15 protein-coding genes are annotated in these 11,971 nt (G+C 71.4%); 2 read left to right on the forward strand and 13 right to left on the reverse strand.

The window, feature by feature from the left end:
- Window positions 1-148: 148 nt before the first annotated feature.
- The 5 genes from ACWCWD_RS32905 to ACWCWD_RS32925 all read right to left on the reverse strand — a co-directional run bounded on the left by ACWCWD_RS32905 (window position 149) and on the right by ACWCWD_RS32925 (window position 4,360).
- A complete protein-coding gene (locus ACWCWD_RS32905; protein ID WP_450778618.1) occupies window positions 149-586 on the reverse strand; it encodes a Fur family transcriptional regulator in 438 nt (145 codons plus the stop codon).
- A 90-nt stretch (window positions 587-676) separates the two neighbouring features.
- Window positions 677-1,249, reverse strand: a complete 573-nt coding sequence (locus ACWCWD_RS32910; protein ID WP_266706086.1) for an FABP family protein — start codon at window positions 1,247-1,249, stop codon at window positions 677-679.
- 290 nt (window positions 1,250-1,539) lie between these two features.
- Window positions 1,540-2,538: a hypothetical protein gene (locus tag ACWCWD_RS32915; protein ID WP_450778620.1), complete on the reverse strand. Its 999-nt coding sequence runs from the start codon at window positions 2,536-2,538 to the stop codon at window positions 1,540-1,542.
- On the reverse strand, window positions 2,535-3,419 hold the full coding sequence (locus tag ACWCWD_RS32920; RefSeq protein WP_450778621.1) for a hypothetical protein: 885 nt from the start codon (window positions 3,417-3,419) through the stop codon (window positions 2,535-2,537). The genes ACWCWD_RS32915 and ACWCWD_RS32920 overlap by 4 nt, the downstream gene beginning before the upstream one ends.
- The gene (locus tag ACWCWD_RS32925; RefSeq protein ID WP_450778623.1) at window positions 3,416-4,360 is read right to left on the reverse strand and encodes a hypothetical protein; all 945 of its coding nucleotides are present in this window, start codon (window positions 4,358-4,360) and stop codon (window positions 3,416-3,418) included. Before ACWCWD_RS32925 ends, ACWCWD_RS32920 begins: the two co-directional genes overlap by 4 nt.
- 107 nt (window positions 4,361-4,467) lie before the next feature.
- On the opposite strand from ACWCWD_RS32925, the gene ACWCWD_RS32930 reads away from it, so the two are divergent.
- Complete coding sequence (locus ACWCWD_RS32930) at window positions 4,468-4,830, forward strand: DsrE family protein (protein WP_450778625.1); 363 nt, start codon at window positions 4,468-4,470, stop codon at window positions 4,828-4,830.
- Between the two features lie 24 nt (window positions 4,831-4,854).
- On the opposite strand, the gene ACWCWD_RS32935 is transcribed toward ACWCWD_RS32930, so the two are convergent.
- The 8 genes from ACWCWD_RS32935 to ACWCWD_RS32970 all read right to left on the reverse strand — a co-directional run bounded on the left by ACWCWD_RS32935 (window position 4,855) and on the right by ACWCWD_RS32970 (window position 10,786).
- Window positions 4,855-5,127 carry a DUF3099 domain-containing protein gene (locus ACWCWD_RS32935; protein ID WP_450778627.1) on the reverse strand — a complete coding sequence of 91 codons (273 nt, stop codon included), beginning with the start codon at window positions 5,125-5,127 and terminating at the stop codon, window positions 4,855-4,857.
- 197 nt (window positions 5,128-5,324) lie between these two features.
- On the reverse strand, window positions 5,325-5,612 hold the full coding sequence (locus ACWCWD_RS32940; protein ID WP_030925040.1) for a DUF1416 domain-containing protein: 288 nt from the start codon (window positions 5,610-5,612) through the stop codon (window positions 5,325-5,327).
- A 35-nt stretch (window positions 5,613-5,647) separates the two neighbouring features.
- Window positions 5,648-6,487 carry a sulfurtransferase gene (locus ACWCWD_RS32945; RefSeq protein ID WP_450778629.1) on the reverse strand — a complete coding sequence of 280 codons (840 nt, stop codon included), beginning with the start codon at window positions 6,485-6,487 and terminating at the stop codon, window positions 5,648-5,650.
- Between the two features lie 162 nt (window positions 6,488-6,649).
- Complete coding sequence (locus tag ACWCWD_RS32950; protein ID WP_350310325.1) at window positions 6,650-6,730, reverse strand: putative leader peptide; 81 nt, start codon at window positions 6,728-6,730, stop codon at window positions 6,650-6,652.
- 296 nt (window positions 6,731-7,026) lie between these two features.
- Window positions 7,027-7,716 (reverse strand): LmeA family phospholipid-binding protein, encoded by a 690-nt coding sequence (locus ACWCWD_RS32955; RefSeq protein ID WP_450778631.1) that lies wholly within the window; start codon window positions 7,714-7,716, stop codon window positions 7,027-7,029.
- 116 nt (window positions 7,717-7,832) lie between these two features.
- Window positions 7,833-9,515 (reverse strand): hypothetical protein, encoded by a 1,683-nt coding sequence (locus ACWCWD_RS32960; protein WP_450778633.1) that lies wholly within the window; start codon window positions 9,513-9,515, stop codon window positions 7,833-7,835.
- Window positions 9,516-9,525: 10 nt separating this feature from the next.
- Window positions 9,526-9,780, reverse strand: coding sequence for a MoaD/ThiS family protein (locus ACWCWD_RS32965; RefSeq protein WP_450778635.1), 255 nt, complete (start codon window positions 9,778-9,780; stop codon window positions 9,526-9,528).
- 121 nt (window positions 9,781-9,901) lie between these two features.
- Entirely contained in the window at window positions 9,902-10,786 is an 885-nt protein-coding gene (locus ACWCWD_RS32970) for an alpha/beta hydrolase (RefSeq protein ID WP_450778637.1), read from the reverse strand.
- Between the two features lie 301 nt (window positions 10,787-11,087).
- On the opposite strand from ACWCWD_RS32970, the gene ACWCWD_RS32975 reads away from it, so the two are divergent.
- Complete coding sequence (locus ACWCWD_RS32975; RefSeq protein WP_450778639.1) at window positions 11,088-11,951, forward strand: response regulator transcription factor; 864 nt, start codon at window positions 11,088-11,090, stop codon at window positions 11,949-11,951.
- Window positions 11,952-11,971 lie beyond the last annotated feature (20 nt).

Consider the following 11,971-nt stretch of genomic DNA (forward strand, 5'->3'; position numbering starts at 1 on the left):
CGCCCGGAGGGCGGGTCCGGCGGCGTCCGGTGCGTGCGATCGCAAGGCGGAGGGTCGCCCCGATACTGGATGTATCGGGGTGATCCCGACAACGCCGCGAGCGTGCGTGCCGGGCGTCGCCGGACAGGCGGGACTGTCGACACACGGCCTAGGTGTCCGTACGCTCCGCCCCGGCGGCGCAGTCGCGGCACCGGCCGAAGATCGCGAAGTGCTTGAGGTCCGTCTCGAAGCCGAAGGTCTCCCGCAGCTTGGCGGTGAACTCGGCGGCCACCTCGGTGTCCGCCTCGATGACGTCCGAGCAGTCCCGGCAGACCAGGTGGATGTGGTGGTGGCGGTCGGCCAGGTGGTACGTGGGGGCGCCGTGGCCGAGGTGGGCGTGGCTGACCAGCCCGAGCTCCTCAAGGAGCTCCAGGGTCCGGTAGACCGTGGAGATGTTGACCCCGGACGCGGTCCGGCGCACCTCGCAGAGGATGTCGTCGGGCGTCGCGTGCTCCAGCGCGTCGACCGCCTCCAGCACGAGCTGGCGCTGCGGCGTGAGCCGGTAACCGCGCTGCCGGAGGTCGGTCTTCCAGTCGGTGCTCACCACGGGGCCAGTGTACGGCCGCCCTTGCGGGGCATCACCCTGCGCGGCATCCCCCGCGCGAGGGGGATGCCGTGGGACTCGTGGGAGTTGGGCCTACTTGAAGAAGGCGATGCCGTCGTCGGGGAGGTCGCCGAGGCTCTTCGCCATCTCCTGGACCTCTTCCGGCGTGACGACCTTCTTGAGGTGCGCCGACATGTAGGGGCGCAGCTCGACGTCGGGGGTCGCCTTCTCGCCGACCCACATGAGGTCGCTGTTCACGTAGCCGTAGAGGCGCTTGCCGCCGCTGTACGGGCCGGAGGCCGCGGTGCGGGCGACCGCGTCGGTGACGACGTCGATCTGCGGCTTCTGGTCGGCGAGCTCGCCGTACCAGACCTCGACGACGCCCTGGTCGCGGACCATGACGATCTCGACCTTGCGGTCCTTGTCGATGCGCCAGTAGCCGGACTCGGACTCCAGCGGCCGGACCTTGTTGCCCTCGGCGTCGAGCACCCAGGAGTGCGACACGTATTCGAGGAAGTCACGGCCGTCGTGGCTGAAGGAGACTTCCTGGCCGAAGTTGCACTTCTCGTCGCCGGGGAAGTCGGCGACGCCCGCGCCGGCCCAGTTGCCCAGGAGGAATGCCAGCGGGACGAGGTCCCGGTGAAGGTCGGACGGAATCGAGATCATGAGCGGCTCAGGCGATCTGTGAGGGAGGGGCGGAGGTCGACGAGGGTCAGCGCTGGCCCTGGTACAGCTTCTTCACGGTCACACCGGCGAAAGCGAGGACGCCGACGCAGACCAGGACCAGCAGGGTGGAGAAGAATGCCTCAAGCACGGGAGCTCCTCGTCATGAGCGAATCGCGGCAATGGCGCCAATACGGGGCCGGGCCCCAGCCTAGTCGGTGGGGGCCCGGCTCTCTCGTTCAGGTCCTCGCGCTGCCCCGCGGTACGGCACCCGGCAGTGTTCGGTCCTGCGCTCAGCCCAGCAGCTGGTCCTGGAGGATCACGGTCTGCTGGAACGGCACCTTCGCCGTCTCCCCGCTGCCCTTGTGGGACTGCACGATCACCGCGAGGGTGTCCCCGGCGACGACGTACGCGACCCGGGTGTGCTCCTTCTCGTACGGCTTGGACTCGGTGAAGACGTTGGGCTGGACGTACTCCGGCATCGGGGCGTTCGGCCAGGACTCGTCCAGTTCCAGGCCGGTGGTGCCGTCGAGCAGCGGCTGGTCGTCGCCCCACCCGGTCAGCTCGTCGCCGAGCGCCGTGGAGAAGCCCACCGAGTTGAACTGGAGCAGGTGGATCCGGGACGAGGTGCCGTCCGGCATGGTCCAGCCGCGCGCCGTGGTGTGGCGCAGCGCCGAGTCCTGGAGTACCTGGGCGAGGTGGCTCCGGTCGTCCTCGGCGAACTCCGAGACGAGCAGCGACGAGGACACCCAGCCGCCGGTCAGCTTCTTGTCCGGCACCGATCCGGCCGGGGCGGGCAGCAGCAGGTCCCGCACGTCGGCGTAGTGGATCTCCGCGTCGTTGGAACTGTCGAAGGGACGGCCCTTGCCGGGCGGCAGCGCCGGAAGGGAGAGGGCGGGGTAATCCCACCGCCCGTCGTTCACGGTGGAGAGGCCGGGCACGTCGGTCCGCTCCATCGAGGCGATCTGGTACGCGGTGCCCGTGGAGGCGGCGCCGAGGACCAGCACCGCGACCGTCCAGCGCGCGACGGCCCGCAGGACGCGCCGGGGCTTACGGGTCCGCGCGGAAGGCTCCGGGCCGTCCGGGACGGGCACGACCGGCGCCACGGTGGGCATCGGCGGGAAGTCCGCGGGGGCGGGCGCCTGGGCGGCGGGCGCGGGGTCCGCCGGTACGGGGTCGACCGGTACGGGGGCGACCGGTACGGGCTCCGCCGGTACGGGAGCGACGGGTGCGGGTTCGACGGGTGCGGGTCCGTCCGCCCGGGACTCCGGGGGCACCGTCTGCTCGGTCATATGTACTCCCCCGGGGACTTGATGTGGTCGAGCTGGTCCTTCACCAGGTCGGCGACGACGGACATGTCCATCGGCTCCGCGCCCTCGACGGCAACGGTGATGAAGAGCTCCCCCTCGTAGGCCACGCAGGTCACGCCGTCGAGCTTCGTGTCGGTCTTCGGAGCCCGGAAGCAGCGGGCCTCCTTGTGGTCCTCGACCTTCGGTCCCTTGCGGAAGACGCCCACCGCGTCCATGAGCCCGGTGTTGGAGACCCACAGATCGTGGACGGCCCCGGTGTCCTTCATGCTCAGAATCCCGATGACGGCCTTCTGGCTGGAATCCGTCGCCACCGACACGTAGGACCGCTGGGCCATGCCCTGGATCTTCAGCCGGTCGACGCTCTTCTCGTAGGCGCGGCGCTCCCTGCCCGCGAGGCCGGGTACCGACTTCTTGACGGCGGCTGCCGCCTCCTTGGCGCTGACCTCGTTGTCGTTGCTCAGCTTGCCGATGTCCGGGCCGAGTTCCCAGGGCGCGGCGGCGGGCAGGAGCAGCTTGCTGAGTGCGGTGTCGGACCGGCCCGTCCGGGCGGCTCTGCCCCGGTCGGGCCCGCCTTTCTGCTGCCTCAGCGAGTCCGCCGCCTCCTCCTTCGTCCAGAGGGTGGTGGGCGCGGTGCGGTCCGCCGAGTCGACGGTGGCCTTGGTGTACGCGCCCGCGCCACCGATCACTCCGAGCACGAGGACGGCGGGCACCACGTACCGCGCGGCCTTCCACACCCGGCCGGAACGGGGCGGGGCCACCGGAGCCGTCTCCGGGGCCGCTTCGGGAGCCACTTCGGGAGCTGCTTCCGCGATCGCTTCCGGGGTCGCTTCCGGGGTCACGGCTTCGTTCTTCTCGTCCGTCACAGCCGCTCCAACTGGCGCTCGGCCAGAGTCCGGATGGTCGTCTTGCTGATCGGCTTGGTATCGAAGATCACGACGTCCATCACGATGTCCCCGCGCACGGCGATGGCCCTGGCCTGGTAGTTCGGCAGGTATCCCGCCTCGCGGTCGGCCGGGTAGATGAAGTAGCGGCCCTCGAGGCTGCCCTCGATCGGGTCGCCTTCGTTGCCGGCCCCGTCCTCCTCGTCCGGCAGGTACTCCATCTGGCCGTCGAAGTGGTCCTTGGCCCCGAGGAAGCTGACGGAGCGGTACTGCACGAGATCGATCTTCGTCTCGCGGTCGCCCTCCAGCCAGGACTGCCGCGCGATCCGCCGGACGCTCCCTCCGGCCACCTCGCCGAACATGTAGTCGGGGCTCTCGTACCAGGCGGCGAAGTCGGCCAGATCGATCCAGCCGCTGCCGAAGTAGTCGTCCTTCTTGGCGCCCTTGGGGGGGCTCACCACCATCTTGGTCAGGTCGCCGTCCGTCTTCACCTGACGGTCCTCGGAGGCCGGCAGCGGATCGGGGACCTTGTCGGCCGCGAGCGGCTTCGCCGGGTAGGCGAGGTGCGCCTGCGCGAGTGTTCCCAGCGGGGTCGGGTCGCGGTCGGCCTGCACGCCGTACCCGACGGCCCCGCCGATGACCACGCCGAGCACCGCGGCGGCGAGCACGATCAGCGAGGTACGGCCGCGCGGGCGGCGGCGGACGGCGTCCGGGGCGGGCTCCGGCGCCTCGGCGGACTCGGCGGCTTCCGGGGCTTCCGGCGCCGGCTCGGCCACGGCTTCCGGTGCCGCGGCGGGCACCACGGGAGCGGACGGTACGGGCTCGGGAGCGGCGGCCGGGGTCAGGTTCTCACCGGCGTCCGCGGCGGGCGGCGCCTCCGGCGACTCGACCGCGTCGCCGGAAGTGGTGTCTTTCGGTTCCAAAGGGTCCCCCCATAAGAGACCTGAAGCGCGGGTTCCAAATACCTGCGCACACAACTGACCCACAAGTCACAGGAGAGGTTGCACGGCCGCCGGTTACAGTTCGGCATATGCCGAAGAAGCTCGTGATCAAGGTGACCGCAGGGGCCGACTCCGCCGAGCGGTGCTCGCAGGCGTTCACGGTGGCGGCGGTCGCCGTCGCCAGCGGGGTGGAGGTCTCCCTCTGGCTGACCGGGGAGTCCGCCTGGTTCGCCCTGCCCGGCCGCGCCGCCGACTTCGAACTCCCGCATGCCGCACCGCTGCCCGACCTCATCGAGTCGATCATGGCGGGCGGCCGGATCACCCTCTGCACCCAGTGCGCGGCACGGCGGGACATCACGGAGCGGGACGTCATCGAGGGCGTACGGATCGCGGGGGCGCAGGTCTTCGTCCAGGAGGCGATGGCCGACGGCACGCAGGCGCTGGTCTACTGACGGAGCGTCATTCGGAGTCCGGCCTCAACGGTCGTACTTGCGCCGCTTCCTGCCGTCCAGTTCGTCCCACCACTCGTCGGACTTCGGGTCTCCGGAGGGGTACTCGTCCCACCAACGGTCCTCGGGCCCACGGCGGTTGGCGACCATCGCGGCGATCGGCGGGATGACCATGGCGACCACGCACATGCCCACGGCGACCGGCACGGACCAGAGGCGCACGACGGCCCAGGCGGACACGAAGAGGACGACGCATCCGCCCATCAGCAGGAAATAGCCGCGACGGCGCCGGGCGTACATACCTCCAGGGTAGGCCCGCAGTCGCCGATCGGTGCCGATCGGCACAGGCCGGCACCGATCGGCGCCCGGGCAGCACGAAGGGCCGCACCCCATTTCCGTCACGGGCGTCCAACCCCCGGGGTGCGGCCCTCCGGCCCTGCCTCATCGGTGCGGCCCCGGCTCGCGCCGGAGCCGCACCGATCAGCGGCTCACGTCGTTCAGACGGCGATGGCCACCTCGGAGAGGCCACCGGTCTGCGCGACGACGGTGCGGTCGGCGCTGCCGCCCGGAACCAGCGCGCGGACCGTCCAGGTCCCCTCGGCCGCGTAGAAACGGAACTGTCCGGTCGCCGAGGTCGGGACCTCGGCGGTGAACTCACCGGTCGAGTCCAGCAGGCGGACGTAGCCGGTGACGGGCTCGCCGTCGCGGGTCACGCTGCCCTGGATCGTCGTCTCGCCGGGCTTGATGGTCGAAGCGTCGGGGCCGCCGGCCTTTGCTCCACACATGGTGTTCAGTCCTTCTGGGTCGGGGGTCCTGCGAATTACTTGTTGGCGCCGAGCTCGATCGGCACGCCCACGAGGGAGCCGTACTCGGTCCACGAGCCGTCGTAGTTCTTGACGTTCTCCTGGCCGAGCAGCTCGTGCAGGACGAACCAGGTCAGCGCGGAGCGCTCGCCGATGCGGCAGTACGCGATGGTGTCCTTGGACAGGTCGACCTGCTCGTCCTCGTAGAGGGCCTTGAGCTCGTCGTCCGACTTGAAGGTGCCGTCGTCGTTGGCGTTCTTCGACCACGGGATGTTGCGGGCGCCGGGGACGTGGCCGGGGCGCTGCGACTGCTCCTGCGGAAGGTGCGCCGGGGCGAGCAGCTTGCCGCTGAACTCGTCGGGGGAGCGCACGTCGACCAGGTTCAGCGTGCCGATGGCCGCCACGACGTCGTCGCGGTAGGCGCGGATCGACTCGTCCTGGGCCTTGGCCTTGTACTCGGTGGCCGGGCGCGCCGGGACGGCGTCGGTCAGGTCGCGGGAGTCGAGCTCCCACTTCTTGCGGCCGCCGTCGAGGAGCTTGACGTTCTCGTGGCCGTAGAGCTTGAAGTACCAGTACGCGTAGGAGGCGAACCAGTTGTTGTTGCCGCCGTAGAGGACCACCAGCGTGTCGTTGGCGATGCCCTTCTCCGACAGGAGCTTCTCGAAGCCGGCCTGGTCGACGAAGTCACGGCGGACCGGGTCCTGGAGGTCCTTCGTCCAGTCGATCCGGATCGCGTTCTTGATGTGGTTCTTCTCGTACGCCGAGGTGTCCTCGTCGACCTCGACGATGGCGACCTGCGGGTCGTCGATGTGGGCCTCGACCCAGTCTGCATCGACCAGTACGTCGCTGCGGCTCATGCTGTTCTCCTCCGGGGCAGTCTGCGGCGGTGTCATGCGGAGTGAAGAGTGCTGCGGGTGCACGCGGACGCGGGGCGTGGGCGTGCGCCGGGGGCACGGACCGGCCCCGACGGTTCAACGGTCGATGGGCCGGACGGAAGCGGGACGGAACGAACGTCCTGCTCAGAAGGTGCGACAGAGCATGGCGGCGACGCGGCACAGGTCTACTGCCCGCCGCTTCGTGAGGTCCGCCTGTCGTTTCATGTGTCCGATCGTAGGGAGCCGGGGGCGGGGATGTCACCGGCATGTCGGATGATGAGACAGGATCGTCCGCGATGCGAGACAGAAAAGCGGAATCCATCCTTCCGCTCCCCCTCGGGGGGACCGGGGGCGGCGTCGTATCTGCGGTACGGACACCGACGTCTCACCATCCGGTCACATGCCCCGCACGCCCGTCCCGTACACCCGCCCCGCCCACGCCCCGCGCACCCGCTCCGCACACCCGCACCCCCGTCCTGACCCGCGCTCCACGGGGCAGGACGGGGGTGCGGCGGCGGGTGTCAGCCGGCCAGGGCGATGTCGGTGGCCTCCACGGAGATCTCCAGGCCCTCGGGCAGCGCCTCGACCTTCTTCAGCACCACACCGTTGGGCAGCCCGCCGACGGTCCGCTCGAAGTCGGTGCGGGAGCGCACCAGCCCCTCCAGCCCGGGGATGTCCTCACCCGGGACGGCGTCCGCGCGGACCCGGACCGTACGCCCGTCGACCAGGGTGACCGAGGAGACGACGCTGCGGGTGAGGTCCTTGCCGAGCACCTGCACGGTGCCGGTGACCTTCACCTTGCCGTTGTCGGCGTACTGCACGGTGACGCCGTCCTCGGCCGCGTCGCTCAGGTCCGCGTAGCTGACCAGCGCGGTGCCCTTGACCAGACCGGCCCGGGCGCTGGTGTACCCCTCGCCGATGGCGACCCGGTCGAGCTCGGCCCGCAGCTCGCTGATCCGGATGGTGTCGCCGTTGGTGCCGGCCTCGATGCCCTTGAGCGTGATGTCGACCCGGTCGAGGTCCCGGCCCACGATCTGGGTGAGGAAGGGGAAGCCGTGGATCGAGACGTCGGTCGAGGTGGCCGTGGCACCGGTGAACTCGACCCGGTCCGCCGCCTCGTTCTCGGCGAAGTGGACGGCGAGCCGGTCGACGGCCACGAACAGGCCCCCCAGCACCACCACGACGATCAGCAGTATTCGCAGTGCGCGCATGCCTGTTCTTCTCCCACTCTCGCCCGACGGAATCCGGGCTTCCCGTATGCCTGGTACGGCCACGGAAAGCCCGGAGTGAGCGACGAAGCGGGGGACCCGGTCGGTTCCCGGAAGGATCAGCCGATCATGCGGCCGACGAGGTAGACGGCCGGCGCCGCGGCGGTCAGCGGCAGTGCCACACCGGCCGTCATGTGGACGAACCGGGACGGGTAGTCGTAGCTGGCCGCCCGGAGACCGACGAGCGCGCACACGCCCGCCGCGAGCCCGGCCGCCGCCGCGCCCGCCAGGCCGAGTCCGACCAGGCCGCCGCCCAGCGCGCCCACCACCGTGGCGGCGATCAGCGACGCGACCACGGAGGCCGCTCCGGGCAGCGGCACCGCGCGCACGAGCGCGGCCACGGCGACGGCGAGCGCGCCCGCCACCACCACGTCCGGGTCCGCCGCGAGGTGCCCGCCCGCCAGCACGGCCAGGGCCGCCGACACGACGGTGGCCATCAGGCCCTGCATCCGCTCGTCGGCCCCCGCGTGGCTCCGCAGCTGGAGGACGAGGGTGAGCAGCACCCACACGCCGAGGGTGCCGAGCAGGGCGGCCGGGCCGTGCTCGCGGCCGGCGGCGAGCAGCGCGACGTCCGCGACGAACCCGCCGAGGAAGGCGAGCGCGATGCCCTGCCGGGCCGGCCACATGCCGTTGAGCCGGAACCACCCGGCCGCCGTCACGGCCTGGAGCAGCACCAGCGGTACGGCCAGGGCGTACGAGCCGATCCCGGCCCCGAGCGCCAGCAGGAGTCCGAGTACGGCGGTCAGCGCGGCGGGCTGCATGCCCGGCGCGATGATCGGCGACCGGCCCTCGGCGCGGGCGCGCTGGGCGTCGGTGATCCGGGCGTTGCCGACGGTGGTGGGGGCGCTGTAGCCGTCCGCACCGGGCTGCGCCGGGGCGGGAGCGGCCGTGGCCGCCGCCGGTACGGGCGCCGGGGCCGCCGGGGCGGTCACCGGGACCACCGGGACCTCGGGCGGCAACGGGTAGGAACCCGACGCCGCCGACACCGCCGACGCCCCGACGACCGGCGGCAGAAACGCGGTCTCCGCCGCGTCGGGCACGGCCTGCTGAACCTGCTGGGGCTGAACCTGCTGGGGCTGCTGCTGCCCGTACGCCTGCTGGGGCTGCGCGGCCTGCTGCCCGTACGCCTGCTGGGGCTGCGCGGCCTGCTGGGGCTGCTGCCCGTACGCCTGCTGCCCGTACGGCTGCGACGGCTGCTGCCCGTACGGCGGCTGCACCTGGGCGTACGCCTGCTGCGGCTGTCCGGGCTGCCCGTACGCCTGCTGCGGCTGCCCGTACGCCTGCTGGGCCTGCTGCTGCTCGTACGGGCTCGGCGGGTACTGCGCCTGCGGCCGGGCCTGCTGCGGCTGCTGTGGCGGCTGCTGCGCGTAGCCCTGCTGCGGCTCCTGCGGCTGCGCGTAGCCCTGCTGCGGCTGCTGCGGCTGGACCGTGGGCTGGTACTGGGTGTCCCAGGTCTGGCCCTGCCAGGTCTGCGCGGCGCCCGTGTCCTCGGCGGCTCCGTAAGCGGGCGCCTGCCCCGGGGCCTGCTGCCCGTAGCCGCCGCCATGGCCCTGCGGCCCGTAGCCGCCGTGGCCCTGCGGCCCGTGGCCCGGCTCCCCGTACGCCGGGGCGGCGGGGGTGCCGGGGTACGGCTGCTCCGGGTAGGCGTGCTCGGCGGGGTACGCCTCACCGCCGCCGTAGGCGTACGGCTCCTGGCCCTGCGGCCGGGGGCCGCTCTGGTCCCTGTTCTGTGCGCTGCTCATCGTCTCCGGTTCACCCTCCTGCGAACGGCGGGAGCACCTCGACCGTGCCGCCCTCGGCAAGGCGTACCGTCTCATGCCGCCGTGTCCCGACCGGATCGCCGTCGACCAGGAACGAGCACCTCAACAGCACGCGCACCAGCTCTCCGGGGTGACGTCTCCGCGCGGCGTCCAGCGCCTCGGCCAGTGTCGTCGCCGCGTACGGCTCCTCGGCCGTACCCGCGGCGGCCTTGGCCGCGGCCCAGTAGCGGATCGTGCCCGCCGCCATGGCGGCACCCCTTTCGTCGTCCGTCCGTCGTCCTGTCACACGCGCCACACACATCGCACGAGCCACATGCGTCACGCGGAACCACGCGCCCGGTCGTTCCGCGCGCGCTGTCCATGATGGGTCACGCGCCGACGGCCCAGTCGGCCATCCGGCCCAGCAGCGACTCGTCCGCCGCGTTCTCGGCGTGTCCCATGCCCCGCTCCAGCCAGAGTTCGGCGGCGCCCTCGGCCGCCGCACCGGCCAGCATCCGGGGGTGGTCCAGCGGGAAGTACGGGTCGCGGTCGCCGTGCACCACCAGCAGCGGGGCGGGCGCGATCAGCGGGACCGCCGCCACCGGGGAGAGCGGCACCGGGTCCCAGTCCCGGTCGTGGATACGGGTGCCGAGCCCGTACCGGCCCACCAGCCGCCCGGTGGGGCGGGTGACCATCCAGTGCAGCCGGCGCATCGACGCGGTGCCCCGGTAGTACCAGCGGGCCGGGGAGCTGACGGAGATCACCGCGTCGACGTGGGCGGGGCCGGCGGATTTCGCCACCCCCCGAACGGCCCCCTCATTGCCTACGGATTCCTTCGTATACAGAGCGGCCTGCCGGAGCACCACGGAACCGCCCATGGAGAACCCGACCGTAACGATTCTGCGGTGTCCCAGGGACCTCGCCCAGGCCACCGCGGCGGCCATGTCGAGGACCTCTCGATCCCCCACGGTGGACTTTCCGCCGGACTTTCCGTGGCCCCTGAAAGAGAAGGTCACCACCGCCGCACGCTGCAGGAACACCCTCGCGGCACGCCGGACCGCGGGCCGGTCGAGTGAGCCGGTGAAACCGTGCGCGACCACGATCGCCGTCTGCTCCGCGACCCCTCCCGCACCCCCTCCGGAACCTGCCGTACACGGCTCGTACACCGCCTCCACCGGGACCCCGTCATCGGTGAGCAATGTGGCGTACTGCGGGGTTCGCGTGATCAAGGGAACAGAAGAACTCACGAATCGACCCTCGGAGAGTGAACTCATGTGGGCTATTCTGCTGCGAAGAGGATCCGGGCAGAGAAGCCCCCGGATCCTTTTGTGCTTTCCGCGCGTTGTTACGGAGACGTTTCAACAAGCTCAGCGGTCCCAGGGCGCGGGACCGCACCCGTAAAACCTGTATGACGAATGCCGCAGGCACTGGCCATACAGCAGTACGAAGAAGTGCCGCATACTCCCCCGGGTCCGACCCGGGAGTGCCCCTCTCGCAGGGAACGAGGAGGACCGACGTAATGGGCGAGCGAAACGTGCACGACGATCGACCGAAGACCGAGGCAGGTGAGCGGCGATGAGCTCACTGCTGCTCCTGACGAATGCCCTTCAACCGTCGACGGAGGTGCTTCCCGCCCTCGGTCTTCTGCTCCACAGCGTGCGGGTGGCTCCCGCCGAGGGACCCGCTCTCGTCGACACCCCCGGTGCCGACGTCATCCTGGTCGACGGACGGCGGGACCTCCCGCAGGTCCGCTCCCTCTGCCAGCTGCTCCGCTCCACCGGCCCCGGCTGTCCGCTGATCCTCGTCGTCACCGAGGGCGGCCTCGCGGCCGTCACCGCCGACTGGGGCATCGACGACGTCCTGCTGGACACGGCGGGACCGGCCGAGGTCGAGGCCCGGCTCCGGCTCGCGACCGGGCGCCAGCAGATCACCGCCGACGACTCCCCCATGGAGATCCGCAACGGTGACCTCTCCGTGGACGAGGCGACGTACAGCGCGAAGCTCAAGGGCCGGGTCCTCGACCTGACCTTCAAGGAGTTCGAGCTGCTCAAGTACCTCGCGCAGCACCCGGGCCGGGTCTTCACCCGCGCCCAGCTGCTCCAAGAGGTCTGGGGCTACGACTACTTCGGCGGTACGCGCACGGTCGACGTCCACGTACGGCGGCTGCGCGCCAAGCTCGGCCCCGAGCACGAGTCGCTCATCGGCACGGTCCGCAACGTCGGCTACCGCTTCGTCGCACCGGAGAAGGCCGACCGGTCCGGCGAGAACCGGAAGCAGGCGTCCTCGAACACGGCGTCCTCGAACCTGGCTTCCTCGAACCCGGCGTCCTCGAACACGGCGTCGGGGAGCGGCACATCGCCGGAGCGGACCGGGTCGGCCGAGGCGGCCGGGGTGGCCGGGGTGGCCGAAGAACCCGTGGTGGAGCACGTCAAGGGGTGAGTGAGGTGTCCCGCGATCCG

This window comes from Streptomyces sp. NPDC001493, assembly GCF_053597235.1.